This window comes from Limosilactobacillus coleohominis 101-4-CHN (assembly GCF_000161935.1).
In the GTDB taxonomy this organism is placed as follows: Bacteria; Bacillota; Bacilli; order Lactobacillales; family Lactobacillaceae; genus Limosilactobacillus; species Limosilactobacillus coleohominis_A.
The window spans coordinates 239,039-265,663 of sequence record NZ_GG698804.1; the positions used below are offsets into that span (position 1 = coordinate 239,039).

A 26,625-nucleotide genomic window follows, 5' to 3' on the forward strand; every position below is an offset into this window, starting at 1 on the left:
ATGAGTTTTAAAATTACCAATGATGATCTTCGCGACTTTGCCCAAGATTATCAAAACCGACCTGCTGCAAAGGTCTTAGAAAATGCAGTCACCACGAATGGGGTCCGTGCTGCCAGTTTTAATTGGCACTCCATTGCTGATGATGCCCCAGTTTTTTCAATTGACCTCGCCACTGGTGACGTTGCTGATCAAAAGCAATCTGGTCGTTGCTGGATGTTTGCAGCTTTAAATACGATGCGTCATGAAATGCAGCAAAAGTTTAACTTGCCAGATAACTTTGAACTATCCCAATCCTATGCCTTTTTCTGGGACAAATTTGAAAAAGCCAACTGGTTTTACGAAAACATTATTAACACCGCTCAGTTGCCGCTTGGTGACCGTAAAGTAGCGTGGCTATTAGAAACCCCGCAACAAGATGGTGGTCAGTGGGATATGCTATGCGCCCTCATCGAAAAGTACGGTGTCGTGCCAAAGACAGCAATGCCTGAATCATATAATTCTAGCCGGTCCAATGAAATTAACGCGGTTCTAAATAACCAACTCCGGCATGATGCAGTCATTTTACGTAAGCTAGTCAATGATCAGGCATCGGATGATGAAATCAACTCCATTCGTAAACAAATGCTCAATAATGTTTACCGGATGCTTGCCTACGCATTTGGTGAACCAGTAACTAAGTTTGACTTTGAATATCGGACAAAGAAGGATAAAGAATACCATCGCGATGCAGATCTAACTCCTCAAGAATTCTTTAAGAAGTACGTTGGCTGGAACCTGGATGATTATATTTCAATCATTCAAGCCCCAACGGCGGATAAGGAATATGGCAAGACCTACACAATCGAAATGTTAGGAAATGTTGTTGGTGGTCGCCAAGTTAAGCACCTTAACTTATCAATGGCCGATTTTAAGCAGTTAGCAATCGACCAGTTAAAGGGTGGCGAAAGTGTTTGGTTTGGATCAGACGTCATTAAGTACTCCAACACCAAGCATGGCCTGATGGCTTTGAATACTTATGATTATGAAAAACTCTTTGATACCGAATTAACCATGACGAAAGCGGAAGCCCTTGATTATGGTGAAAGTATGATGGATCACGCCATGGTTCTAACGGGAGTTGACCTAGTAAATGAGCGCCCAACCAAGTGGAAGGTCGAAAACTCTTGGGGACCAAAGGTTGGTACCAAGGGTTACTTCGTCATGAGTGACGCCTGGATGGACCAGTACTGTTACCAAATCGTGATCAACAAGAAATACCTTAGCGATCAATTAAAGCAGGCGGCAGCACAAGAACCAATCGTGCTGAAGCCATGGGACCCAATGGGAACTTTAGCTTAAATAATTTGACTGAAAAAGGCGATCAGCAAAAATGCTGATCGCCTTTTTGTATGCAATTAACTAATGAACCGCCTTTTCAATTGCGGCATTAACCCCATTCTTTTCGCTTTCCACAAGGTTAACGCGGCTCCGGATGACGCTCGTATCCATTTGGATTTCGCGGGTTAATCCGGGAGTATCGAGTTTAGGATTAAAGAACTCTTCAAACTCTGCCAGCCGATCAGGCGTATGGAACACACCAGCCGTAACGGTAATGAAAGTGGCAAATTCCATGTCACCACCCACCGTGGCTTCGAGCCAGCTCCATTCGTTTCGTAGCCAATCCCAGGCCAACTGCTGACCAGCATTATTTGCTAATACCCCTCGGTACCACGCACGCAAGTCTTGCGGCTTGATCAAACTTGCATCTTCAAATTGGTTAACCAAGCGGGTTAATAATTCTGGATCCGTGACCTTAGTGGTTGCCAAGCATAAGTCTTGTTTTAAACCGGGATCGGTGGCCGTTTGGTACTCATGAATCAATTGGTCAAACAACTCGGTGGTACCGAAGTTCTCAGCCTCATTTTGCAAAATTGCTGGCCGCACCGCCGCTGGTAACTCTGCCAAAGAAGCTGCTTGCTCAAAGAGGTCATGAGCGTTTTGCATGGCACCTTGATTCTTGGCGTACAAGGCAGCCATTAGTACCAGTGGCCGAGTTAATTGATCATCATTGCTTTCACCAGCAACCGGCTGCCAACCTAACCGTTCAACCTGTTGGTGACTGAGCTGATCAAACAATTGACGTAAATTGTCTTCCTGCATCGTTCCCGGTTCCACAAACTTCTTCAAGGCATTCGCAATCTGGTACAGGACCGTATTGACAATGGCTGAATGACTATCCTTAAACCGGGCTAGTAATGGAACAATTGACGCATAGGTAACTTGATTTCCTTCCGCCAGCAAACGTAAGTCCTGTAATAATTGCAGCTGAGTAATGTGATAGAGCTCATCTACGTGATCTAAAAGATCGTTGAGCAACGTCTCACCATACTTCACGATAAAGTGTGAATTATTACCGACATTCAAACGGAATGGTTGCCCATTCGCCTGCCGCAATTTTTGGTAATCACCTAAGTCGATATCAGCATCATCCATAATCTCTGGTGCAGCTTCATAGTTAGCATTCAACGGAATCTTCCATAAACGACCTTGGTCCTTCCCTGCGCCAATAAAGAATTGTTGCTGATGAAGTTTCAAATGACCATCAACCACTGACGCGCTTACCACTGGATACCCCGGTTGGTTCAACCATGAATGCATAATGTCACCAATCTGCATTCCTGAAGCCTTGCCAAGGGCATCCCAGAGGTCATCGCCTTGCGCATTGCCATATTGGTGATCTTGGAAGTACTGCTTTAATCCCTTTCGTAACGCGTCATCACCCAACAATGATCGGACCATGACCAACATCCGTGAACCCTTAGCATAAACAATGGCACCATCAAAAATGGAGTCAATTTCCGCTGGACTATCGACATCCACGTGGACAGATTGAACTCCATCCGTCGCGTCCCGTTGCAAGGCCATTGGCACCTCACTGGTTTGGAACATTTCCCAAATCTTCCACTCAGGGTGAATTGCGTCCACGGATAAGTACTCCATCATGTTGGCAAAGCTTTCGTTTAACCAGAGATCATCCCACCAGTTCATCGTGACTAGATCACCAAACCACTGGTGTGCTAATTCATGGGTAATTACAGTGGCCACTAATTGCTTGTTATCAAGGGTCGTATTGTCAGGATCTAGCAATAAATATGCTTCCCGATACGTTACCAATCCCCAGTTTTCCATTGCCCCCGCTGAGAAGTCAGGTAAGGCCAGTTGCCAAGAATGTTCTAGTGGATATGGCGTCTGGTAGAAGTCTTCGTAGAATTCAATGGCCCGTTTTGCAATGTCCAAAGCAAAGTCTAATTCCTTCGGTTGGTGTGCTTTAGTCGCAAACACGCCGACTTGGACCCCACTCTTCGTGGTGGTGAGTTTCTTTTGCATCTCGCCAAACGCAAAGGCAACCAGATACGTAGACATCTTAACCGTCCGCTTAAAGTAGTGCACCCCGTCTACGACCTTTTCTTCGGGCATGTTTGCAATAATCGTTTCATTCGGTTGTTCATCATACTTAATTGCTAAATCAAAGGTTGCTTTCGCGGCTGGTTCATCGACACACGGAAAGGCTTGCCGAGCGGCCGTCGTTTCAAATTGGGTACCAATTAACTCTTTTTGTTGACCATTGACCTGGTAATACGATGGATAAATCCCCATCATCGTGTCAGTCAAATCCGTGTGGTACGTAATCCGGACCGTAACTGCTCCCGGTTGCCCAACCGCTAAACTGATGGTTTCTGCCTGATCATCAACCTGAAAGGAAACTGCCTTGTCATTTACGGTTACTTCATCAACCTTCAAAAACTTTTGGTTCACCGCAATTTGTTTTTGGCGGGCATCACCAGTAATTGTCGTAATTCCTTTAATCGTCTTCGCTTGACGGTCGATGTCCAGGTATACTTGATAGTTGCTTGGTACAAAATCCGTTAATAATCGTTTACTCATCTAAAAGCCTCCTATTCTTCCTGCTCTGGATGCTCCACTGGGGCTAAAAATTCTTTGACAAGGTCATAAATCCGTTGACTCCAGAAGTCACGTTCATGATTGGCCCCTTTAACCCGGTACGCTTCGACTGTCACATCATGTTGTTGCAGTACATCGTACATTTCTTCCATCTGGTGGTACGGGACCACTTGGTCAGCATCACCATGCATCAAAAGAAATGGCGGGTATTGCTGTCCAGCTTTAACCTGATACAACGGACTCATTTGACGTTTGATTTGGTCCCACTTACTCTTGTCACGACCGAATAATGAATATTGCAAAATATCTGATCCCGGAACCCGGTCAGCATTCTTGAATGTATCGACAACATCCGTTGGCGCAAAGCAACTTACCACCGTATTAACGGCATCCGATTGGTCTGCGTATTGATCCGTTTTGTAACGGGGATCATCACCCGTTAAACCAACTAGCAAAGCAGCATTCGCACCAGACGAAGTTCCCCAAATAGCGACCCGCTTTGGGTCAATGGAATATTGAGCCGCATTCGTCCGCAAGTAACGAATCGCCGTCTTCACATCTTCTAAAAAGGCTGGGAAAGCGTGACCATCCAGTGAGTTCCGGTGCTGCACCGTTGCAACGATGTAACCAGCTTTTACAAACTGGACTAATTGCGGAATCTCTTCCCCCATTGTTGGTAAGCGCCAGGAACTTCCCTGCACAAAGACGATTAGTGGCCGGGATTCACTGGTTAGATAATCATAACGTTGTGACCAGGGTGCCAAAATATCCATTTTCACGGCTTCGCCATCAACCGCTGAGTAAACAACGTTTTCAATCAGCCGCACCTGGCCCTTCATCGTGGGGTTATTTTTAAGCTCATGAATTGGCATCTTAATTCTCCTTCAAAATTTCTTTGTTCAGCAATTGCAGCCGTTCATTAAATTGATAAACAATTGGCTGACCATTTGGTACTTCCACTTGATCAATTTGATCATCAGGGATCTGCTCAATATATTTAACTAACGCCCGAAGCGAGCTCCCGTGAGCGACAATTAACTGATTCTTGTTATCTAAGAGGCGGGGAGCAATCTGGTCCTGCCAGTACGGTAAAATTCGCTGTAACGTCATCTGCAGACTTTCGCTTAATGGCTCTTGAACGCCGAGACGATCATAGCGCCGTTCGTGCTGGCGGTGGGCTAGCCGTGGTGGAACTTCAGTATACCCACGGCGCCAGCGATGAAGTTGCTCTGCCCCAACGCGTTGCTTCACGGCCGCCTTATTTTGTCCACTCAAGGCACCATAATGACGCTCATTTAGCCGCCACGTTTTGTGGATTGGCAAGTATAGCTGATCAATTTCATCCAAAACAATGTTGGCCGTCATGATCGAACGGCGCATGTATGAGGTATAAACGTCGTCAAACAAGTATCCACGTTGACGTAATTCTTGACCGACTTGGTGACCTTGGGCAATCCCCTTAGCCGTCAAAGGTGAATCACTCCACCCCGTAAAAACATTATCCAAGTTGGCTTGGCTTTGCCCATGTCGCACCATCACTAACGTTGCCATTGCTTTCTCCCCTTTCGTCATGGTCTTATTTTACCACCATCATTGAGATTGAAAAGTAACTAAAAAACGTCCGCCATCTTCAATCGACAGCGTACGTTCCTGATTATCCTTATCATATATTCGCTAATTCAATAAATTTCTGAACCACTTGTGGATCAATGTCTGCCATCACTAATGAACGTAGAGGAATGTTCTCAAAAATTTGCGCACTATCTGATTGGAGAATAGCCGTTAATTGACGACCTAATCCTGTTTGCTCTAAGGCAGATTTAATTTTTGGCGATTGATGGTTAACTATGTCTACCACATACGTTTCTGCCGTTACCTTTTGAAGGGGATCCTGTCCAAGTTCATAGTCCAAGCTTTGCTGTAGTCGAATATCTTCGACGGAACTACCGACGTAAATTTCATATCGGCCATTATCCGCTTCCCACCTCTTTTCAGCGGGGTTATACCAAGCGAATGCTCGCCGTTCCAGTGTTCGACAAATCGTCTTACTTTGTCCCGGTTCAAGGCTCACCTTCACAAAATCGCGCAATTCTTTGGTTGGCTTTTCAACCTTGCTAACCCGGTTGCCAACATATATCTGCGCGACCTCGCGACCTGGCATATCTCCGGTATTCGTCAGTTGAAATTCAACTTGTACCTGATCATCATTGTCCGTCACCTTTAAATCATGGTAACTAAACGTGGTATAGCTGAGTCCGTGCCCAAATGGGAAGCGCACCGGGAGCTGTTTACTATCATAATAACGATACCCAACAAATAGTCCTTCATGATAGTTTTCTTCATTTTGCTCACTATTAAAGGTGGGGTAAGTTGGGTTGTCCGCCAACCGCAGTGGGAAAGTTTCACTAAGTTTACCGGAGGGGTTCACCTTCCCCGTTAAAATATCCCAAGTGGCTTCACCAACGGCTTCCCCAGCGAGGTACGTTTCCACGATAGCGTTAGCCTGATCAGCCCACGGCATCGCCACCACGGATCCATTTTGCAAGGCAACCGTCACATGGTGATTGACTTGAACCAGTTGGTTTAATAAATCCACTTGGTTTCCTGGCAGGTCGATCGTGGTCTTATCAAATCCTTCTGATTCCATTTCTTCCGGATACCCCATAAAGTAGACCACTTGCTGACTTTGCCGAGCAAGGTTCACAGCAGCAGCCGTTAGCTCGTCATCAACCGCATCGCTAGCTAGTCCATAACCTTGAGCATAAGTAGCAGTTTGGGGCATGGCTGCTAACGGTGTCACCACCTGATGAGCATTGACGTGGGAACTGCCACCACCCTGATATCGTGGCCGGGCCGCTAACTCACCAATCACTGCTAACGAAGACTGCTTGTCCAATGGTAACTCATGGTGTTCGTTCTTCAACAACACAATACTGTCATCTGCCACCTTACGAGCAAATTCATGCTGGGCATCCTTATCATAGGATTCAACCGCTCCCTTGGCCTGCCACTTGGCCACCATCCGCAGTACCCGCAAAGCACTCTTATTCAATACTTATTCATCCAATCGTCCGTCCTTAATTGCTCCAACAATCTCATCGACTGAAGCTGACCCTTTACCAGGCATTTCAAGATCCAGGCCTGCTTGTAGAGCTGCTACGTGATCCGCAACCGCGCCCCAGTCGGACATGACTAATCCATCAAAGCCCCATTCATCACGGAGAATCCTGGTCAACAAGCGTTGATTTTGTGAATTCAAAGTACCATTAACCTTATTATAAGAACACATAATGGTTGCCGGATGAGCTTCCTTAACTATCCGTTCAAATTGAGCCAAGTAAATCTCCCGCATTGTCCGCTCGTCCACGTTGGATGAATTCGTGAACCGTTGATTTTCACGATTATTGAGCGCAAAGTGCTTAACCGAGACTCCAACTCCCTTACTCTGCATGCCCTTAACATAAGCCGTTCCCATACGTCCTGCTAGTAGTGGATCTTCTGAGAAATATTCAAAGTTTCGTCCAGCCAAAGGACTGCGCTTAATGTTCACGCCGGGACCTAAAAGAACCCCGACCCGTTCTGCCTTAGCCGCGATCCCCAGATTCTCACCCAGCTTCATCAACATATCATCATCAAAAGAGCTGGCCGTAAGTGCTGAACATGGGGAAACAAACGGCATCCACACTATCATTTAAGCCTAGAGCATCGGCGTCATCCGCCTGCTTACGTAAACCGGACGGTCCATCCGTCATCATCATTTTGTCCACACCCGGGACGGTTGCCGTAAACCAAAAGTCATGTCCAGTGACTAACGCTGCTTTTTCTTTGAGAGTTAAGCCTTCAACAAAAGTTCGATTAATCTTAATCACGTGCTCATCACCCCTTTTATTCTTATGATCATTATATCGCTAATCATTCAAATTTAAGTACAAAAAAAGGACCATGACTTTCGTCATGATCCTTTGTTATGCGGCCAAGAGGATTCGAACCTCCACGGTCTAAACGACCACAAGATCCTTAATCTTGCGCGTCTGCCAATTCCGCCATGGTCGCATCAACAAATAGTATCATATCAAAAATACCATTCATTGACAACTATTTTTTCGCTTTTCTTTCTTTTTCCAATTGAAACCGTCCACCGCAACGGGCGCAATGATACCGATTGGTATTAAACCGCCGCTGCCGAGGCAGCAAAACTCCACAACCCTGACAACGATATAAATAACGGTAATTCCGGTGTTGTTTAGCCTTGCTAGTAGCAGGGGCATACCGCGAACCACCAACTGCTTGCAACAATTGTTTGAAGTCCCGATCCCGATGGCGGTAACCACGCCCCGCCAGGTGTAGGTGATAATGACACAGTTCATGAAGAATGACCCGTTTAAGGTTCTCCTCATCAAATTCTTCCAACATTAACGGATTGATATCGATATGGTGATCTCCTAAGTGATAACGCCCACCAGTTGTTCTTAATCGCCGATTAAAGACCACTTGATGGCGGAATGGCTGGTGAAAAAATTGCTGGGATAGTCGTTCCGTTAATTTTTGTAACTGCTCGTTAGTCACTATTTACTACTTCCTGGTTCAATCATGGTTAATTGAATCCGTTGCCGGTCATGATCTACTGAGAGTACCCAAACATCAACGATATCGCCAACGGCAACGACTTGACGGGGATCCCGAATAAACTTCTTGGTTAATTGAGAAATATGCACTAACCCGTCATGCTTGACACCAATATCCACAAAGGCCCCAAAATCAACAACATTACGAACAGTTCCTTGTAACTTCATCCCTGGTTTTAAGTCATCCATCGTCATTACATCAGTCCGTAATAGTGGTGCTGGGAGTGAGTCACGGAGATCACGCCCCGGCTTTTGCAAATCACTAATGACATCTTGAACCGTCGCCAGTCCATGCTCATCGTTGACAAATTGCTGATTATCCACCTTCTGCAACTTAGCATTTGCCGCGTCAGTTCCCAGTTCATCTAAGGATACCCCAGCTGCCTGTAAGATCTCTTCGGCTAATGGGTAACTTTCGGGGTGAATATCAGTATTATCTAACGGATTCTCACCACCAATAATCCGTAAGAAACCAACCGCTTGTTGGTAAGCCTTTGGTCCTAACCGCTTAACCTTCTTTAACTGTGTCCGGTTCGTGTAAGCACCATGCTCATTCCGGTAAGCAACGATATTTTTGGCAATCGTTGCTGATAACCCTGAAATATACGTTAGCAATTGATAGCTTGCCGTGTTTAGGTTAACCCCAACCCGGTTAACTGCCCGTTCAATTACCGCGGCTAATTCAGCTTTTAGTTCAGTCGTTGGTAAATCGTGTTGGTATTGGCCAACCCCAATCGCTTGGGGATCAATCTTCACTAACTCGGCCAACGGGTCCTGAAGCCGCCGACCAATACTGATGGCACTCCGCTTTTCAACCGGCAGATCAGGAAATTCATCCCGCGCATCTTGACTGGCTGAATAAACGGACGCCCCAGCTTCGTTCACAATCACATAGTAGACCTGCCGATCCATCTTTTTCAAAGCCGCCGCCACAAACTGCTCTGATTCCCGGCTGGCTGTTCCATTCCCAATCGCAATCATTTCCACTTGATACTTGTTTAGCAGATCAATCAGTTGTCCCTCTGCTAATGCGCGTTCCTTTTCTGGAGCTGGCTTATGTGGATAAATTACCGCGGTCGTTAAAAGTTTCCCGTTAGGATCCATTACCGCAAGTTTGCAACCAGTCCGGTATGCCGGGTCAAATCCCAGCACCACTTTACCCTTGATTGGTGCTTGCATTAGTAAGTTATACAAGTTTTCACCAAAGACCTTAATGGCTTGCTCATTTGCCGCATCAGTTAACTGCCGTCGCATTTCCCGTTCAATTGACGGTTGCAAGAAGCGCTTATAGGCATCCGCCGCTGCTTCCTCAACAAATTTGGTGGCATCATTTTCAGCATGCGAACCGACCAACCGGAACTGGAGGTAATTCAGCACTGTTTGTTCGTCCGAAACCACACTGACCCGCAGAACCTTTTCCTTTTCTCCGCGATTGATTGCCAATGTTCGGTAAGAAGTCATTTCCTTAACTGGTGAGGAAAAATCATAATATTGCTGATAGACCTTGAGTTCATCATGCTCCTCACCATTTTTCTTGAGGGCCGTGTGAACTTCACCATGATTAACAGTATAGTTACGCAACCATCCTCGAACGGAGGTCATTTCACTAATCGCTTCAGCAAGAATTTCGTGGGCGCCAGCTAAGGCATCTTCAGCGGTTTCCACATCTTCATTCACAAATTTAGCTGCCCGCGCAGTTAAATCATCATCCGGGTAGGATAAAAGCCAGTTAGCCAGTGGCTGTAACCCATGTTCACGGGCAATTTGGGCCTTGGTGCGCCGCTTTTGCTTGTATGGCAAGTACAAGTCCTCCACACTTGGTAAGTCTTCCGCATTTAAAATCGCCGTCTTTAGCTTTGCAGTTAACTTACCTTGCTCCTCAATACTTTTAATTACGGACTGTTTCCGTTCAAACAGCTCATTGGCCTTGTGGTATTGTTCCTGAATTCCTTGAAGTTGAACTTCATCCAAGGTCCCCGTCATTTCTTTTCGATAACGGGCAATGAAGGGGATCGTATTCCCTTCATCCATTAATTTTAAAGCCGCCTCAATCTGGTGGGCTTTAAGTTCCGGCATTGCAGTCGTAACTGCTTTAATTACGCTAGTTTCCATCAATTTCTCCTGTCTACTTACTTTTTCCACCATTCATCCTGAGGACTCACTGGAAGGTGACGTTTGTGACGTGTCTTCGTAAACCAACCTTCAATCGTCTGTGCGGCGGTTGCTGGGACTTCCTTGCCTTCCAGATAATCGTCAATTTCATAATAACTGACCCCCAGGGCTTGTTCATCTGGTAATGCGGGACGATCCTCCTCTAAATCGGCGGTCGGTGTCTTTTCATATAGGTGGGCAGGAGCTCCTAAATATTCCATTAAAGCTCGTCCTTGCCGCTTATCTAAACCACTGAGCGGTGTTAAGTCTGCCCCACCGTCACCAAATTTCGTGTAAAAACCAGTCACTGCTTCGGCGGCATGATCCGTTCCCACAACCGCGCCACCAAATTCACCGGCAATGGCATATTGCACAATCATCCGTTGTCGCGCTTTAATGTTCCCCTTATTAAAATCGGAAATGTGGCTTCCTGCTGTTGTAAGGGCCGCGACCATTGCATCCGTTGCGGGTTTAATGTTGACCCGTATCGTCCGGTCTGGATGAATAAAATCATTGATTGCGCTCATCGCGTCCGCTTCATCGGCCTGTTCACCATATGGCAACCGCACAGCAATGAACTGATATTGCTGACCGGTTTGCTGACGAAGTTTTTCCACCGCCATTTGGCATAGCCGGCCCGCTAATGAGGAATCCTGCCCGCCAGAAATTCCCAACACCAATGTTTTCATTCCCGTGGACTTCAGATAGTCCATCACAAACTGAATTCGCCGTTGGACTTCCGTGGCTGGATCAATTTGTGGCAATACCTTCAATTGTTTAATAATCTCTGCTTGTAGATCGCTCATTACTGTCAACTCCTAATGTAATTTACGGACCTTTTCGTGGATCTGTTGGATCATCTTCATCTTATTGTCATAGCACTTTTGTGAGAGATCAACTGGATACACTTCTGGATTCAAATCCCGTTTGTATTCATCCCACAATTTATCAAGGTGGCGTTGCTTGGCCGCCCGAATTTCTTCCAAACTAGGTTCGGTATAAACCTGCTGACCATCAATAAAGATATCCTGCAAAAGTGGTCGGGCTTCAAAATCAACCACCGTCTTATTTAAAAAGGTGTAGTTCGGGTCAAACATAAACAGTGAATCGAGCTGCCGTGGATCCTCATCACTTAATGTGACATAATCACCTTCACTCTTGCCATCCTGCCGATCCGTAATCCGCCAGACTTGGTGTTTTCCAGGGGTCGACATCTTGGCCACGTTGTTCGAAAGCTTAATCGTATCCACCATCTCGCCCGCATCATTTTCTACGGAAACCATCTTGTATACCGCCCCGAGGGTTGGTTGGTCAAACGCAGTGATTAATTTAGTACCAACTCCCCAAGTATCAATCTTAGCGCCCTGCATTTTCAAATTAGAAATGGTTTTTTCGTCTAAGTCATTGGAAGCGATAATCTTAGCATCTGGGAAACCAGCGTCGTCCAACATTTCCCGCACCTTTTTGGAAAGGTAGGCCATGTCACCGGAATCAATCCGGACGCCGACAAAGTTAATTTGATCACCCATTTCTCGAGCGACCCGAATAGCACTCGGCACCCCACTCTTCAACGTGTCGTAGGTATCTACCAAGAAAACACAATCGTGGTGAGTTTGTGCATACGCCTTAAAGGCTTCATAGTCATTTCGATAAGTTTGCACTAATGCGTGAGCATGCGTCCCCGAAATTGGAATTCCAAATAGCTTCCCGGCTCGCACATTACTCGTGGCATCAAAGCCACCGATGTATGCCGCCCGGGTTCCCCAAAGGGCCGCATCAAATTCTTGAGCCCGTCGTGTCCCAAACTCCATGACCGTTTGATCACCAACAATCGATTTGATCCGTGCCGCCTTGGTGGCCACCATAATTTGATAATTAATGACGTTCAAAATCGCTGTTTCCACTAACTGAGTTTCTAGAAGGGTCCCTTCGACTTGAACGATTGGTTCATGATTAAAGACCAGCTCACCTTCTGCCATACTCCGAATATTACCGTGAAATTCAAAATGGGCGAGGTAATCTAAAAACTCATCATTAAACTGTCCAGTAGAACGCAAGTATTCAATGTCTGAGTCAGTAAAGTGCAATTGATTAATATACCGGATGATGTGATCTAAGCCTGCAAACACTGCATAACCATTTTCAAAGGGCATTTTCCGGAAGAACGTTTCAAAAACGGCCCGCCGATTGCCAATACCCTGCTGCCAATACGTCTGCATCATCGTGAGTTCGTATGCATCCATATGCAAAGCTGGACTATCATCTGGATATAGGAATTTCATGATTCTCTCCTTCAAATTAAAAACAGCCGGTAAGTAACATCCCAGCTACTAATCCGGCTGTTATGATTAAACGATTATTTTTCAAGAACAAATTCAAAACGGTTGCCAACGTATTGGGTATGGACATACTCAAATGGCCGGCCATCTTGTAGGTAGGAAATTTGGGTCATCCGCAAAAGTGCATCACCCCGGCGAATGTCTAAGTACTCAGCAATCTTTTCCGTTGCATTCGTTGCGGAAACCTTTTGCACTACATGTCCCGGATACAAGTTAGCCTTTTCTGCTAACGTCCGGTAAAAAGAAGAGGTCACCTCATCCTTACTAAAGTCAGTAATCAGGGACGCTGGAATCGTTGCCACTTCAAAACAAATTGGGACCTTACTACCGTAACGAACCCGTTCCATTCGCAAGACCCGTTCGCCATCAGATAGCTTCAGCTTTTCCGCCTCGCTTTCCGATGGAATCGTTAAATGGTAAGAAATGGTCTTACTCGAAGGAACCTTGCCAATCGCCTGTATTAGTTCCGTAAAACTGGTCACGCCCGACATTTTCTCCTGAACCTTTTGGTTAGCAACGAACGTACCCGAACCAACGCGGCGTTCTAACACCCCTTCATCAACTAAGGTTTGAATGGCTTGACGCAGGGTCATTCGACTAACCCCGAATTCGCTAGCTAATTCTCGTTCGGCCGGTATTTTTTGGTCCACGTGCCATTTACCATTCTCAATATTCGACCGCAGTTGATTATGAATCTGAATGTATACCGGTGATCCCATACTTCTCTTCCTCCTGCTTACCTAATGATCCTATTTTAACATGAAAACGCCGGACTTACCGTTGCTGATATTGTTCATAATATTCATCCACCAAATCAAGCATATCTTGCGCAATCCGGTGGTAATCCTGAATGGTCAAGTTAGCGAGGGAAACCCGCACGTTGCCTTTTTCCGCACCAAACGCTGTGGCATCCATAATCACTGTCCCAAATTCCACCGCTAACCGGTACGTAAAGTCCAGGTAGTTGTAGTGTTGCTTATAGTAATCCGCAAATGCTTGATCATGCCGTTCGCACATTAGCCGATAAATATCCACTAATGTATAGTAGCGGGTATTTTCTGCGGTTTGATCTGCCTGTAGTCCTAATGTGTTCCAAAATTCATTGTAGCGATCAGTAACAATTTGACGCGATCTGTCAACATAGGCATCCCCTTCTGGTTCTCGTAGATTGGAGAGTGAAAACATGTCCATCATGATTTGCTGGGGTGCCGAAAGGCCAGCCGTATGGTAAAGACCAATTGCCCGACTATCAGCCACCATGCGGTCAATGAACTTCATTTTATGTGGATCCGTGGCCACAATCGAATAGCGCTGCTCATCCAATTCGTTTAAGTGCGAATTGAGCAAGTTTTCGTAAATTAAGCGGTCGCACACATTCTTCTTGTGCATGCAAATTAAGCCCAACCGCTCACCGGTGGCCCCATATAGTTTAGAAAATGAATAGACTAAAATCGTGTTGTGCGGCGCTACCGCAAAGATTGATTGATAATCTGGCGAGAATGTCCCGTAAACATCATCAGTAATGATGATTAAGTTCGGATTGGCCTTTAATACCTCTTTAAACTTTTGTAAATTCTCAGGGGTAATAGCCCGCGCAGTAGGGTTTGTTGGGTTAACGGCAAAGAAAGCCTTCACTTTCGGATCTTTTAGTTCTTCAAACTGTTCGTCCGTCATCTGCCAATTATTGCTCCGCTTCGTCGTGACCGTTTTAACGTTGAAGTCATATTCGCTAAGTACTGGAATCTGTAAATATGGTGTGAAAATTGACGAATTGACCACGACAGTATCACCCGGATAGAGAATATGGGCACTGTGCAATTCTTGGAAAATATACACCATCGCCGCAGTTCCACCCTCAGTCGGGAAAATGTCGACATCGTCAACCAGATTCTGATCCTTAAAACAATTCTTTTGCAAATATTGCGCCAGAATTTGCTCAGTAAATTTTAAGCACCGTGGTGGATATGGATAGTGATCTCCAAGTGCACCATCGATTAGTTCGTACATAAAGGCATCCCGGTCGGCAATCTGTAAATGGTTAACCGCGGCTTCAATGACCCGGCGTAAAAAAACGTCCCGGCGGGCCCCATCATTCAAAGCGGTCATCACCCGTTGATAGAGTCCCGCTTTTTTGACATCGCCAGCCATTCCGGCGTCATGTTGGAACGTACTTTCTGCTTCTTCCACACCAATTTCAAGCAAACGTGAATACGCCAGCCGGCCCGTCGTTTCAATCCAATTGGGGTTGCCACGCCCACCATTTACGACTGGTTGATGGCGCAAGTTATTTTTGGCCAACTGTTTAAAAATTGCGGCAATTTCAAAATTGGAAAGCTGATCGAACTGCTTTACCTTAGCATCATCAACTTGCCGAAAAATATTTAAATCTGCTGTCATATTAGAGATCCTTCCAAGTCTTTTCACCTTATTAATCGTTCCCATTAATTATAACAAAAAAACTGATTCATCAACATTCAGCGATGAATCAGTTCCATATCTAGCATTACTTATTTTGGTTAAATGGATCCCAAGTGTATTTGGCCCGCGCGCCACCGATTAACTTTGGCCGTGACCGTAAGTAAGTCGTGTGAGCCTTACCAACTTCCTTGACGGAAGTCCGAACCGGAATCTGAACAAATTTCACTTGCATCCCAATGGAAGTGTCACCGATATCCATCCCGGCCTTGGCTTGGAGGTGTTCAACTTCGACCGGATCTTCAAAGTTTTCAAATGCAGCAATTTGCCCTGCGCCACCGGCATGGATTTGTGGGTAAACTGTCACAATTTCTAAACCAAATTTTTTGGCCACGTCACGTTCTACTACTAACGCCCGATTAAGATGTTCACACCCCTGCACTGCTAGGTGAATGCCAAGCGGCCGCAATACGGAGATAATTTCCTTAATGATCGCCCGGCCAATTTCAATGTCGGAGTCCTTTCCAATGTGCTGGCCTTGGACCTCACTTGTACTAAAACCAACAACAAATAAGTCCCCCTTCTCCAACTTGGCTTCTTTTAAGAGTTCCGTTAAGCCAGTGTGGACTTCTTTACGGTAGGTTTCGAGTTCCTCTGTCATCATATCGCCCTTCCTTTTGTCTATTATTTCGATATCTTTATTATAAAATCCTCGTTAAGAAAACGCTAGCAAATACCGTATGACAATGTTTGAAAAACGTCGAAATTTAAATATGAATTTGTGAAATGGCTTTTAGCCAATCTCGCGTTCCAGAATCAAGACGTTCATCAAGCGGAAACGGCCATGGTTTGAAGGCAGCTGCCACTTTGGACCACTGAATTTGCGAGTCACTTTCTAAAGTGGTTGCCATTTGGTGAATCAAGTTTTGCTGAACAGTTGCTGATACCGAGCGTTGCAATAAGGTCATCCCTATAATTCGCTGCGCCAGTAATTGAACAATGACCTGATCAAGCTCCCCCTGCGTTACTAAATTTTTCAGCAACACTGGTTTAGCTAACGGCAATGCCGGCAACTCCCGCTGAATAAATTGGTTCAGTAATGACCAATTCCGGCTGAGTTGATAGAAAAATTGCCATGGCACCTTTGCATTGATCTCAACTAATGTTTGATGAACCGCAGCTGATAAATCAAACGAAGTTTCTTGCAGGCGAGGCGTTAATTCTTGAAGAAAACGCTGACCGGTTTCCCGGTCTAAGGACTCAAGATGTTTCCCAGTAGTAAGACGATAACGAACAATTAAAAAATCGTTCACCATCGTCTGGTCAATTGTGCGTTGACGTTGGCGCTGATGGTGTTGGTGGAATGATTTACTGATTCCGTGTCGCTGACTACGGGCAAATTGTCCCTGTTTTGGCATTTCAACCGTCCCTTTCGTTAAGGTATAAAAAAAAAGTCGTCACAACTGTGACGACTTTGGCAGTTGGGCTAGCTGGATTCGAACCAGCGCATGACGGTACCAAAAACCGTCGCCTTACCGCTTGGCTATAGCCCAATAATAAAATATGGAGGAGGGTGGATTCGAACCGCCGAACCCGAAGGAACGGTTTTACAGACCGTCGCGTTTAACCAGACTTCGCTACTCCTCCGTGAGGTCTGTTGTTGTTTACTAACAATCAACATGTATTATAATACACAACTCCCCCATTTTTTTCAAGAGGTTTTTCGGACTTTTTTCAAAAAATGTCCAAGTTTCATCAAATTATTTTAACAAAAAGGACGAACCATTATTTCAATCGTCCGTCCACATCATTTTAAAGATTATTCTGAATAAGTGTTTGTAATCTTCGAGCCATTAAGGCCATAACTAACCCACACCCAACGGTCACCATACCAATGATTAAGAAGTACGGCACTTCCGTAGCCGTTAAATAGTACTTCACTAACTGCGAATTTATGGCCTGCCCCACGGCATCCGCCAGGAACCACATACTCATCAGTTGTGAACGAAAGGCTTTTGGCGCCAATTTAGTCGTAATCGATAAACCAATTGGCGAAATCAACATTTCCGCAACTTCCACGATTAACCAGGAACCAATTAACCAAAATGGACTAACCCGGCCATTCGTCGTCCCATGAATGATTCCGGGCAGTGCCATCCAAACATAGGAAACACCGGCAATGATTAGCCCAGCCGCAAATTTAGCTGGTGCCCCCGGTTGATTTTTCCAATGGTCCCATAGCCATACAAACAACGGGGTCAAGATCATAATAAAAAATGGGTTCAGTGTTTGAAAATTAGCAGCCATTAAGTGCCAATTACCGATTCTTAAAACCGTCCGTTGTTCTGCAAATAACGCAAGGACAACCGAACCAGATTCTTCAATTCCCCAGAAAATTGCTGCCGCAATAAATAACGGAATATAGGCCCAAACCCGGACTCGTTCATTCGTCGTCACTTTCCGACTATTGAGCATCATAATAAAGTAACCAATTGGTAATAGGATTGCCAGTACGCTAATTAAGGTAATCAAATTGGTAACGGTCAATAAGCGCATTGCTGCCATTAAAGCTAGGATCACCGCTAAAGTTGCAACCAGCACACCAATCCAAATCATAATTGGACGGAGCGCGTCTTGATCAATGGGGTTATTTGGATACAAACTCTCCTTAGAGAGATACCGTTTACCCCCATAATAGTATTGAATTAAGCCTAGCAACATCCCCACAGCGGCCAGCGCAAAACCCGCATGAAAATTCATTGATGCATCAATCGAAGAGTTTCGAAATCCGTTGGCAACCCATGGAACTAGCCACGGGGCTAACGCTGCTCCTAAATTAATACCAAAAACAAACATACTAAATCCAGCATCGCGGCGCCGATCATTTGGTGAATAAAGTCGGCCGACCATTTCTGAAACATTGGGTTTTAATAGTCCCGTTCCACAAACAATTAAAATAATTGAAACATAGAGTGCCCTTAAACCAAGCGGCACAGCAAGTGCCACATGTCCCAGCATGATAAGCACTCCACCGATAAATACCGTCCGGCGAGCTCCCCAAACCCGGTCAGCTAACCAACCGCCGACCATGATGGAAAGATAAACCAGCGCACCATAAATGGACATGACTGAAGCAGCGGTCGTCTGCCGCATTCCAAGACCACCCTGACTAACGGCATAGTACATATAAAACAACAGAATGGCCCGCATTCCATAGTAACTAAAACGTTCCCACATTTCCGTAAAGAAGAGGGTGGAAAGACCTCGGGGCTGACCAAAAAAGGCTGTGTCTAAGCTCCTTTGCGTTTTCATGCAATTCCTCCTAATGAAAAAGGCACCATAATGGCGCACATGAAAATTCTATTAAGATTTAATTTGAAATTAATAACAACCTTGTTAGTATACACCTTTGGTTGTTAAACGCAAACTTCATTTTTAAGGCGACCTCTTACCCGAGAACGTGCCAATTTTTCAGTAAATTACTAATATCCGCACTCACCTCTTGCTCGTGATTACGATAGATATGACTTGCTTTCCGGATCAAAATCAACTGATTTTGCTGTGCAGTCGCCATTTGACGATTTAAAGTTCGTAAATACGTTGCTGGATCCCCACCAGTAAAATGATCATTTTCCCCAATCAAGAACGCTCCTGATTTGGTGATGGCCTTTAACTGACTAAAATTACCACGGTGGTCGAAGTGCACATTATCTAGTGTGTTATCAGTCAGCCAGCGGTTGGCATTGCCTGCCGTACTGGTTAACCAACGAAAAAGCCGAAACGGTAAACGTTCTTCATTACGTCCCGCATTGACCATTTCCTGAATTACGCTTCGTTGGCCACGACCAATCTTTTTTCGTAAAACTGCTAGGTTCACCGGACTCATAAATATAAAATGTTCAATTGGTGCTTCAGGATGGTTAGCTAGATAATGAATGACCTTGTTGGCCCCCAGAGATTGCCCACCTAAGATGAGATGCGCGTAACGATGTTGCATGGCAAAATTTACATATGCTGCCACGTCATCATCACCGTCCTGAAAGTATTCATCAAACGCCCCATACGTTTCCTGACGACCATTAATTTGGTTCACCGCATTGGTCACATTAAAAGCGTCCCGCGTATGGGCAACTACCAGGTCAACCTTCTGCTGTTGTAGTTGGTGACCAATCACCGAATAAAATGGATTATTGTAAATATTACCTTCAACTCCAGTTACTAAAATTAAAACGGTCTTTGCAGCGGGAGAGTGAAACAGCCGCCCGATTAGAACCAACCCGGTCCGCGTCGTTACCTTCAGTTCACTAACCATAATGTCACCTTCTTTCGCCTAATGTTTCCTAACTGGTCGTGGGTTATGAATCGCCATATCTAAGTGATCACGTTCTGCTTGCAACATTGCTGGTGTATAGCGATAGTGAGCCGCATGTTGCCAATTAAAACTCGTCTCAATCTGATCTTCACGATCGGTCTGAATAAGTTGGATTAAATCTGGATTTAACATTACCGCTCGACCAACTGCAATCAAGTCCGCCCAGCCAGTATTGTAGGCATCGAGAATTTGATCAGCAGTCTTTAATGAGCCAACCCCAATTAATGGCAAGCGCCCATTAATCCGCTCATGGTATACCTGCATCCGGGTCAGCTTGCGGTCAGCACCCCGCCGTGGATGCGAGTAAAAGCCCAGTAGTGAGATGTGGAGATATTGCAGCGGCTTTTTAGTGAGTTCATCCACCAGCTTTAACGTATCCGTCATGGTAAAACCCTGGTATGGCCGTTCTGGAGAGAAACGATAACCAATGATAAAATCTGGCCGATGGTACTTTTGCCGAACCGCGTCAATTGCATCAATGATTCCTAATGGAAACTTGAGCCGCTTTTCAAAACTACCGCCCCATTCGTCAGTCCGGTGGTTAACATTGCCCGCAAAAAATTGCTCAATTAACCAACCATTTGAACCTTGAATTTCAACACCGTCCATTCCGGCCCGCAAACCGAGTTCCGCTGCTTTCGCAAAATTATTGACCATCTGCTTAACCTCGGCTCCCGTCATCGTTTTAGCTCGCCCCCGAGAATCACCACTTGGGGAAACAACTGGGTATCCTTTCGTCATCCAACGCTTGGCCTTATACCCGGAGTGTGCTAACTGCATAATAATCTTGGCACCTTGTTCGTGAGCAATTTGGACATATTCTTGCAGGGTTGCCAAGTTTTCCTCTGAATATGCATTGGGCGATTCAAAACCGATCCCACTCGGTGCGACGTTAGTAAATGGCATGATAAACATGCCAAAACCACGAAAACGATCCCGCCAAAATTCCCGCGCGGTCGGGGTCAATTCCCCGTTATCACCAGAGTCATAAATGGTCAGTGGTGCTACCACCAGCCGGTTCTTAATTTGTACCCCGTTGTTAAATGTATATGGTTCAAATAATGGTTGAAATTTAGCCTTCATGATGATCCCTCCAATCCGTAATTTGATCTGAATCCTTTGGCGGAAACAAGATCCAAAAAATAATATTAATACCAAGAATTAACAGTGACGTAATTGGTAGCCAGTAAATAACGATCAGTCCAGTAACTAATGAGAATAATTCAAATAACCACCGTTGTGGCTCGAGCATCAGCATAATCTTTGGGGCCCGACCTGGATTATCCTTTGCGAGGACAGCTACCATGATATAGAAGGTTACACCCCACACCGCAAAAATCAGAAAATAGAATAGGCTGCGGCCCGAGAGAAGGGATCAGCGCTAATCCAGCCGGTCGCCACGGGAAAGAGCGACATAAAAAACAGTCAGACGATGTTAAGCCAAAAGACCTTCCGCGAAATCCATTGGGCATTTGCAAACAAATAATGGTGATTATACCAAGTGGCAGCGATCCGGTAAAAACTGATTAAGTAGGCTAAGAAATACGCCCGCTCTCTCAATAGTGACCACAGAGTAGCTCCTTCCGGAATCTTGATTTCCAGAACCATAATGGTCATCACAATTGCGATAATGGCGTCGGTAAACGCCTCAACACGTGCTTTATTCATGCTGCCCCCTCCTCTCATCAAATTACTTATTCCATCCTTGAACGATTTTTAAAATGTCATCAGCTAATTCTTGCTCCTTTTGTTGGTAGGTATGCCCCGTCTTGGGGATAATAATCATTTGATTTTGCTGAGCTGTTGGAAAATGATCATTAATGTTTTTCAGAAATTGTTCGGGGTCGCCATAAGTAAATCGATCATAGCCACCGATCACTAACGCTCCACTGTGGGTTACTGCTGCAACTTGGGAAAAATCTTTCTCTGGTTCGACGTGAACATTATCCAAAATGTTATCAAATACCCATTGATAATCCGTATTAGCTGTTCCCGGAATCCAGCCAAGCAGATTGAATGGCATTTGCTGGTCTCCTTCTCCTCGCTTACGCTGCTCGAGGATTTTCCGCTTTTCTTCATCAGTTACCACACTGGTAAGGTGCTCAAGATTAGCCGGGCTCATTAGTAAAAAGTGGCTGATCCGGTAGTCATGGTGCCGAGCCAAATAATAAATCACCTTATTGGCCCCCAGGGAATGCCCAGCTAAAATTACATTTTGGTACCCCTGTTGATAGACATAGTTGAGATAGGCCTCAATATCTTCATCAGTATTATTAAAATCTTCATTCCATGACCCAATCACTTCCTGCTGGCCAGTCTTGACGTTAACGGTGGGAATTTCACCGAATGCATCTGCCGTTTGTGCATAGATAAAGTCAATGCCGGCAGCCGAAAGGGTCTTCCCAATGTTGACATAGAAAGGATTCGAGTAAAAGTTACCGTGAATCCCAGTAATCGCAATGACCACCGTGGAAACATGCTTATCCGCAGGAGCATCAAAAAGGACCCCGGTTAAAACACTTCCCCGTTTAGTTGGTAATGCTAATCGTTTCATCGATTATCCCTTCTTTCGATAAAATATTGTTCCCTTGACCCGTTGACTTTCCAAGTCGTCAGTTGCTAATGCATCCGTGATAGCTTGCTCATTCACATCAAATGCCGTTTGCAATTCTAATTGCGAAATATGCGGATGTTTATTCAGAAAGGCAGCCAATGTCGCAGTATCAAACTTAACCGTCCGCTCGGTAATTGCTCCGTTAGTTACTTGTTGAATTAATTTTTGCCAATCCTCATATTTAGGTAGTCCTTTAACCACAAACGTCTTTCCTTGGTAGGTCAGTAGGTATGCGGGTAATTGATCAATTTGTAATTGCTGACGAGCTTGTTCACTATTATCAAGTTTTTGTTTGATGGTGGCTGAATTGTAACGGGCCTTAAATTTTTCCGCACCTAAGCCAAAGCGTTGAGCTAAAGTTGTTAGATATTTAATATCGTTAGTCTGCAGATTATTGATAACCGTGTCATACTGCATTTCATACAATACTTGGTCTAATCGTGGTTGTTGGTCGTCTGCAATTGCTAGGAGTCCTTGATTCAGTGGGACAGAAAACAAGTGATGCTCGTCAAATAACCGCTCATTACCACCCATATAAATCGGCATGTTGCCGATTTGCTCCTCTTGGAGATAGATCTGCATTAGCCGCACCCAGTATTGGTTTAACGCCACCCGATCCCCAAATCGTTGTCGGACATTTTGATCTACTAAATCATAAACATTCTTGACCAGTTGTCCCGATAGAAATTTGAATTCCAATTGTTCTCCATAATGGGTTTCTAACTGACGCATTGTTGGCCACGTTTCCCAGAGCATCCCCATCATTGGGTCAGCTACCGTCGTAATTACTAATTTTTTCATTTGAAATCACCTCACTAGCGTTGCTTTACTTTCGGAAACATCGCATTACCCGCCATCGTTCCATATAGCATTGCTGGCGTAAACCGATAAGAATCCATCTTTTCCCAGTCAAATTCACTTTGCACTTCTGCTTCCCGACCTTCTTTAATCATTTGAACCAAGTGCGGGTTTAGTTCTACTGATCCGCCGACAGCTAAGAAATCAGCCCAACCAGTTTCAAAAGCTTTCAAGCCATTTTCTTCAGCAAATAGGTCTCCAACACCAATAAATGGGAGACGACCGTTAATCCGCTTGTGGACTGCTTCCATTCTCGTCATCTTTGGATCACCACCCCGCCGAACTTTCTTGTAGAAGTTCCATAACGAAATGTGCAGGTATTGGAGTGGCTTTTCGACTAATCGATCAACTAACGCCAGGGTTTCCTTCATCGTTAAACCATCTGTACCAGGTTCTTCAGGTGAGAAACGGTAGCCAACGATAAAATCTGGCCGGTGGTACTTTTGGCGAACTTGATCAACCGCATCAATAATTTCCAGTGGGAAGTTAAAGCGTTTTTCCATTGTCCCGCCCCAGTGATCCGTACGGTGATTAAAGGTTGCGGAAACAAATTGTTGAATTAGCCAGCCGTTGGCACCATGTATTTCAATTCCATCTAGTCCAGCACGAATTGCCAGTTCAGTGGCGTTGGCAAAGGAATGGATGATTTCTCGTACTTCGGCATCGGTCATTTCGTGTGCTCCATAATATGACATGGCACTCGGACCCCAAACACCGTTTCCCCGGGTCATACTTGCATCAGCATGGAGCCCCGCATGGGCCAATTGGATTACTGCCTTAGCTTCTTGTTCATGGGAGATCTTGGCATATTCACGTAGATTTGCTAAATGATCTTCACTAAAGGCATTTGGTGATTCAAAACCAATGCCGCTTGGGTGAACGTTAGTAAATGGAATGATCCACATTCCGAAGCCATTAAAGCGGTCATGCCAAAACCTTCGTGAAGCGGGAGTTAATTCACCGTCCGGACCAGCATCATAGACCATTAATGGTGCTACTACCAAACGATTCTTGATTTCAACGCCGTTATTAAGTGTATATGGTTGGAATAATGGTTCGTATTTTTTGTTCATTTTTAAAATCTCCTTTTAAAAGTTTTGTTGTTATACATATATTTTTCTTCCTTAATAAGCAAAAAAATTATAAGTAGTCACGGCGGTCAATATACTGCCCTTGAACACCCCAACTACTAATGTCATCGTACTTGATATATAAATGATCAGGTTGGATCCCGAGGACATCATAAAACGCCTGGGTGATCGCAAAATTCAATTTATCATAACCAACATGATCTTCTGTGCCGAAGATACTAACTTCGATATAAGCTAACGGGGCGTCTCCTTGTCCCCGTAAGTACAAGGGATAATTGTCTTGAAAGCCGACCATCAATACATCTTCACTCTTGCCCGGGACGTTGGCAATTGCCAATCCCAAACGTTTCTTCAACGCTAATTCCTTGTTTTTAGGTAACTTAACGTTAGTTCGTGACATAATAAATGGCATTTTAATTCCTCCTCTCACGTTCCTTGACTTGAAACTAAAGTAAGTATATCTTTGTGGATAGAGAAGAACAAGTACGCAGTTTTTTCTTCCTTAAAATTTTTTGGAGGTTATTAAAATGAAGCAACAAGAGTTTGAGCAAAAGGTTAAATATTTTCATGAAAACATGCCGCCACAATGTCCGATCTTATACTCAATGAAGATTATCGGCTCAAAATGGAAAATTCCAGTCATGTGGTATCTAATGCTCAATGATGGTCAGCACTATAATGAATTGAAACGAAGTATTGGTTCAATTACGAATACGATGCTGACCAAGAGTTTGCGTGAATTAGAAGAAGACGGCCTTTTAGAACGCCATTCTAAAGGAACGGTCCCTCCTTCTGTTACTTACCATTTAACCGATACTGGAAAGAATCTAATTTACACGATGGGCGATCTCTTTGAATGGGGAAAGTCTTTGATGGAAAAACAACAATAAAAAAGAGGGTGATCACACAAAATCGTGATCACCCTCTTTTGGGTCCAATATTATTTAGTTACATCCGCTGAAGTTGGACCATAAGTACTTTGATCATCAAAGGCTTTAAAGCTGCCACCTTCTAGGGTGCCATACTTAGCTTCAATGTGGTATTTATTTTTTCCGGTCCTGGTAATGGTGAATTGATCTTGCCCCTTCGCTCCTGGGTAAGTAATCATAACATAACCGCCATTACTGGTTGGATGACTACCATCGTGCATCGTCTTAGCAGAGTCATAATTGAAATCGGTAAAGCCACCCTTTTGAATCAAAGCCGCAGCATCTTCAAACGATAATTCTGCTGTACTAGAAGAATCATCGTCTTTTTTTGTGGTTGAGGATTGCTTTGCTGATCCATTCCCATTAGCAATTTTAGCGAAATTGCTAGACACATCCGTATTCTTGGTTGGCGTCCAGTTTGGAGTACCGTTCGTGCTTTGTTCTACTAACGCGACTGGTTCCCCGTTATGAAATGCAAAAGCATACGTAATGTGGGTGGCCGCGTTTCCCGGACGATCATAGTTGTATAAAGCAACCACGTTATAGTCGTATGATCCCTTTCCTGATGGTGCCCAACCGATTGAATCATTGCTACCATTCACGGTTGTCTTACTAAGGTCTTTGGGATAATACATGCCAGCCTTCGTTTTTAAGTCTTTATTACCATCATATTTAGTATATGATTGGCCCATCGTTGGTGCCCATTGATCAATAAAACTCGTTAATTCCTGGTCTTTTTCTTATTCCAAAGAGTTGAAGAATCAGATTGAGTGGATCCCTTCTGAACAGTCTTTGATGATGAGGTCGTAGCTTGATTGGAGTGATTGGTCGGTGAACTCTTACCACAACCGCCTAATACAGTTGAAATTCCCACTAATGCACTAATTATTACTAAAGTTCTTTTCCGAAACATTTTACAATCTCCCTTAATTATAAATAACCGTTTTCTAGTATACTCGTAAAGACGTTAAAACTAAAATTTAATTTATTTTAGTAAAGAATAATTGCTAGAATACAGAAAAGGCCTCCATACCATACTTTTAAAGAATGATATGAAGGCTTTCTAAATACTAATTAAGTATTGCTAATGCCAACTAGAGGAGTCGAACCTCCGACCTTCTCTTTACGAGGGAGATGCTCTACCAGCTGAGCTAAGTTGGCAAAATAAAAAGGAAATGCCGATCGGTACAATCAACACTTCCTCTCAGCAACTGCGAATGTCGGGCTCGAACCGACGACAACCTGATTAACAGTCAGGTGCTCTACCAACTGAGCTAATTCGCAATAAC

General features: G+C 44.6%; 24 protein-coding genes, 5 tRNA genes and 1 pseudogene. 2 read left to right on the forward strand and 28 right to left on the reverse strand.

Annotation, left to right across the window (positions count from 1 at the left end; genetic code table 11):
* Entirely contained in the window at positions 1-1,338 is a 1,338-nt protein-coding gene (locus tag HMPREF0501_RS06270) for an aminopeptidase C (protein ID WP_006917082.1), read from the forward strand.
* A 60-nt stretch (positions 1,339-1,398) separates the two neighbouring features.
* Here HMPREF0501_RS06270 and HMPREF0501_RS06275 read toward each other — a convergent pair whose 3' ends face one another.
* The 24 genes and pseudogenes from HMPREF0501_RS06275 to HMPREF0501_RS06385 form a co-directional block, all read right to left on the reverse strand.
* A complete protein-coding gene (locus tag HMPREF0501_RS06275) occupies positions 1,399-3,924 on the reverse strand; it encodes a M1 family metallopeptidase (RefSeq protein WP_006917083.1) in 2,526 nt (841 codons plus the stop codon).
* Between the two features lie 11 nt (positions 3,925-3,935).
* Complete coding sequence (locus HMPREF0501_RS06280; RefSeq protein WP_006917084.1) at positions 3,936-4,814, reverse strand: alpha/beta hydrolase; 879 nt, start codon at positions 4,812-4,814, stop codon at positions 3,936-3,938.
* 1 nt (position 4,815) lies between these two features.
* The gene (locus tag HMPREF0501_RS06285; protein ID WP_040456030.1) at positions 4,816-5,493 is read right to left on the reverse strand and encodes a 2,3-bisphosphoglycerate-dependent phosphoglycerate mutase; all 678 of its coding nucleotides are present in this window, start codon (positions 5,491-5,493) and stop codon (positions 4,816-4,818) included.
* Positions 5,494-5,605: 112 nt separating this feature from the next.
* A pseudogene (locus tag HMPREF0501_RS06290) lies at positions 5,606-7,811 on the reverse strand (glycoside hydrolase family 3 C-terminal domain-containing protein).
* Between the two features lie 99 nt (positions 7,812-7,910).
* Positions 7,911-7,995 (reverse strand) — tRNA-Leu (locus HMPREF0501_RS06295).
* 42 nt (positions 7,996-8,037) lie between these two features.
* Positions 8,038-8,508 carry a SprT family protein gene (locus HMPREF0501_RS06300; protein ID WP_006917087.1) on the reverse strand — a complete coding sequence of 157 codons (471 nt, stop codon included), beginning with the start codon at positions 8,506-8,508 and terminating at the stop codon, positions 8,038-8,040.
* Positions 8,508-10,679, reverse strand: a complete 2,172-nt coding sequence (locus HMPREF0501_RS06305; protein WP_040456032.1) for a Tex family protein — start codon at positions 10,677-10,679, stop codon at positions 8,508-8,510. The genes HMPREF0501_RS06300 and HMPREF0501_RS06305 overlap by 1 nt, the downstream gene beginning before the upstream one ends.
* Before the next feature lie 17 nt (positions 10,680-10,696).
* Complete coding sequence (nadE, locus tag HMPREF0501_RS06310) at positions 10,697-11,524, reverse strand: ammonia-dependent NAD(+) synthetase (RefSeq protein WP_006917089.1); 828 nt, start codon at positions 11,522-11,524, stop codon at positions 10,697-10,699.
* A gap of 12 nt (positions 11,525-11,536) precedes the next feature.
* Positions 11,537-13,000 (reverse strand): nicotinate phosphoribosyltransferase, encoded by a 1,464-nt coding sequence (locus HMPREF0501_RS06315; RefSeq protein ID WP_006917090.1) that lies wholly within the window; start codon positions 12,998-13,000, stop codon positions 11,537-11,539.
* A 74-nt stretch (positions 13,001-13,074) separates the two neighbouring features.
* Positions 13,075-13,776, reverse strand: a complete 702-nt coding sequence (locus HMPREF0501_RS06320; RefSeq protein ID WP_006917091.1) for a GntR family transcriptional regulator — start codon at positions 13,774-13,776, stop codon at positions 13,075-13,077.
* Between the two features lie 55 nt (positions 13,777-13,831).
* The gene (locus HMPREF0501_RS06325; protein WP_006917092.1) at positions 13,832-15,454 is read right to left on the reverse strand and encodes a bifunctional aspartate transaminase/aspartate 4-decarboxylase; all 1,623 of its coding nucleotides are present in this window, start codon (positions 15,452-15,454) and stop codon (positions 13,832-13,834) included.
* Between the two features lie 106 nt (positions 15,455-15,560).
* Entirely contained in the window at positions 15,561-16,133 is a 573-nt protein-coding gene (locus HMPREF0501_RS06330; protein ID WP_006917093.1) for a TIGR01440 family protein, read from the reverse strand.
* 106 nt (positions 16,134-16,239) lie between these two features.
* Complete coding sequence (locus HMPREF0501_RS06335) at positions 16,240-16,890, reverse strand: hypothetical protein (RefSeq protein ID WP_006917094.1); 651 nt, start codon at positions 16,888-16,890, stop codon at positions 16,240-16,242.
* A 63-nt stretch (positions 16,891-16,953) separates the two neighbouring features.
* Positions 16,954-17,025, reverse strand: a tRNA-Gln gene (locus tag HMPREF0501_RS06340).
* An 11-nt stretch (positions 17,026-17,036) separates the two neighbouring features.
* Positions 17,037-17,119: transfer RNA gene (locus HMPREF0501_RS06345), tRNA-Tyr, on the reverse strand.
* Positions 17,120-17,284: 165 nt separating this feature from the next.
* Entirely contained in the window at positions 17,285-18,784 is a 1,500-nt protein-coding gene (locus tag HMPREF0501_RS06350) for a peptide MFS transporter (protein ID WP_006917095.1), read from the reverse strand.
* Between the two features lie 136 nt (positions 18,785-18,920).
* Positions 18,921-19,784, reverse strand: coding sequence for a hypothetical protein (locus HMPREF0501_RS06355; protein WP_006917096.1), 864 nt, complete (start codon positions 19,782-19,784; stop codon positions 18,921-18,923).
* An 18-nt stretch (positions 19,785-19,802) separates the two neighbouring features.
* A complete protein-coding gene (locus HMPREF0501_RS06360; protein WP_006917097.1) occupies positions 19,803-20,927 on the reverse strand; it encodes an NADH-dependent flavin oxidoreductase in 1,125 nt (374 codons plus the stop codon).
* Positions 20,917-21,150: a hypothetical protein gene (locus HMPREF0501_RS08590; protein ID WP_050755763.1), complete on the reverse strand. Its 234-nt coding sequence runs from the start codon at positions 21,148-21,150 to the stop codon at positions 20,917-20,919. Before HMPREF0501_RS08590 ends, HMPREF0501_RS06360 begins: the two co-directional genes overlap by 11 nt.
* A gap of 119 nt (positions 21,151-21,269) precedes the next feature.
* Entirely contained in the window at positions 21,270-21,512 is a 243-nt protein-coding gene (locus HMPREF0501_RS08595; RefSeq protein ID WP_191975866.1) for a TMEM175 family protein, read from the reverse strand.
* A gap of 22 nt (positions 21,513-21,534) precedes the next feature.
* The gene (locus tag HMPREF0501_RS06370; protein ID WP_006917099.1) at positions 21,535-22,398 is read right to left on the reverse strand and encodes a DUF1749 domain-containing protein; all 864 of its coding nucleotides are present in this window, start codon (positions 22,396-22,398) and stop codon (positions 21,535-21,537) included.
* A 3-nt stretch (positions 22,399-22,401) separates the two neighbouring features.
* A complete protein-coding gene (locus HMPREF0501_RS06375; RefSeq protein ID WP_006917100.1) occupies positions 22,402-23,259 on the reverse strand; it encodes a DsbA family protein in 858 nt (285 codons plus the stop codon).
* Positions 23,260-23,273: 14 nt separating this feature from the next.
* Complete coding sequence (locus HMPREF0501_RS06380) at positions 23,274-24,389, reverse strand: NADH-dependent flavin oxidoreductase (protein ID WP_006917101.1); 1,116 nt, start codon at positions 24,387-24,389, stop codon at positions 23,274-23,276.
* A 67-nt stretch (positions 24,390-24,456) separates the two neighbouring features.
* Entirely contained in the window at positions 24,457-24,819 is a 363-nt protein-coding gene (locus HMPREF0501_RS06385; RefSeq protein WP_006917102.1) for a phenylpyruvate tautomerase MIF-related protein, read from the reverse strand.
* A 115-nt stretch (positions 24,820-24,934) separates the two neighbouring features.
* Here HMPREF0501_RS06385 and HMPREF0501_RS06390 point away from each other — a divergent pair, with 115 nt between their 5' ends.
* Positions 24,935-25,297: a winged helix-turn-helix transcriptional regulator gene (locus HMPREF0501_RS06390; RefSeq protein WP_006917103.1), complete on the forward strand. Its 363-nt coding sequence runs from the start codon at positions 24,935-24,937 to the stop codon at positions 25,295-25,297.
* Positions 25,298-25,347: 50 nt separating this feature from the next.
* Here HMPREF0501_RS06390 and HMPREF0501_RS08790 read toward each other — a convergent pair whose 3' ends face one another.
* The 4 genes from HMPREF0501_RS08790 to HMPREF0501_RS06410 all read right to left on the reverse strand — a co-directional run bounded on the left by HMPREF0501_RS08790 (position 25,348) and on the right by HMPREF0501_RS06410 (position 26,620).
* Complete coding sequence (locus HMPREF0501_RS08790; protein WP_006917104.1) at positions 25,348-26,028, reverse strand: DUF4767 domain-containing protein; 681 nt, start codon at positions 26,026-26,028, stop codon at positions 25,348-25,350.
* A gap of 29 nt (positions 26,029-26,057) precedes the next feature.
* Positions 26,058-26,249, reverse strand: coding sequence for a hypothetical protein (locus HMPREF0501_RS09120; RefSeq protein WP_040456033.1), 192 nt, complete (start codon positions 26,247-26,249; stop codon positions 26,058-26,060).
* Between the two features lie 175 nt (positions 26,250-26,424).
* Positions 26,425-26,497 (reverse strand) — tRNA-Thr (locus tag HMPREF0501_RS06405).
* Between the two features lie 50 nt (positions 26,498-26,547).
* Positions 26,548-26,620, reverse strand: a tRNA-Asn gene (locus HMPREF0501_RS06410).
* Between the last annotated feature and the right edge of the window lie 5 nt (positions 26,621-26,625).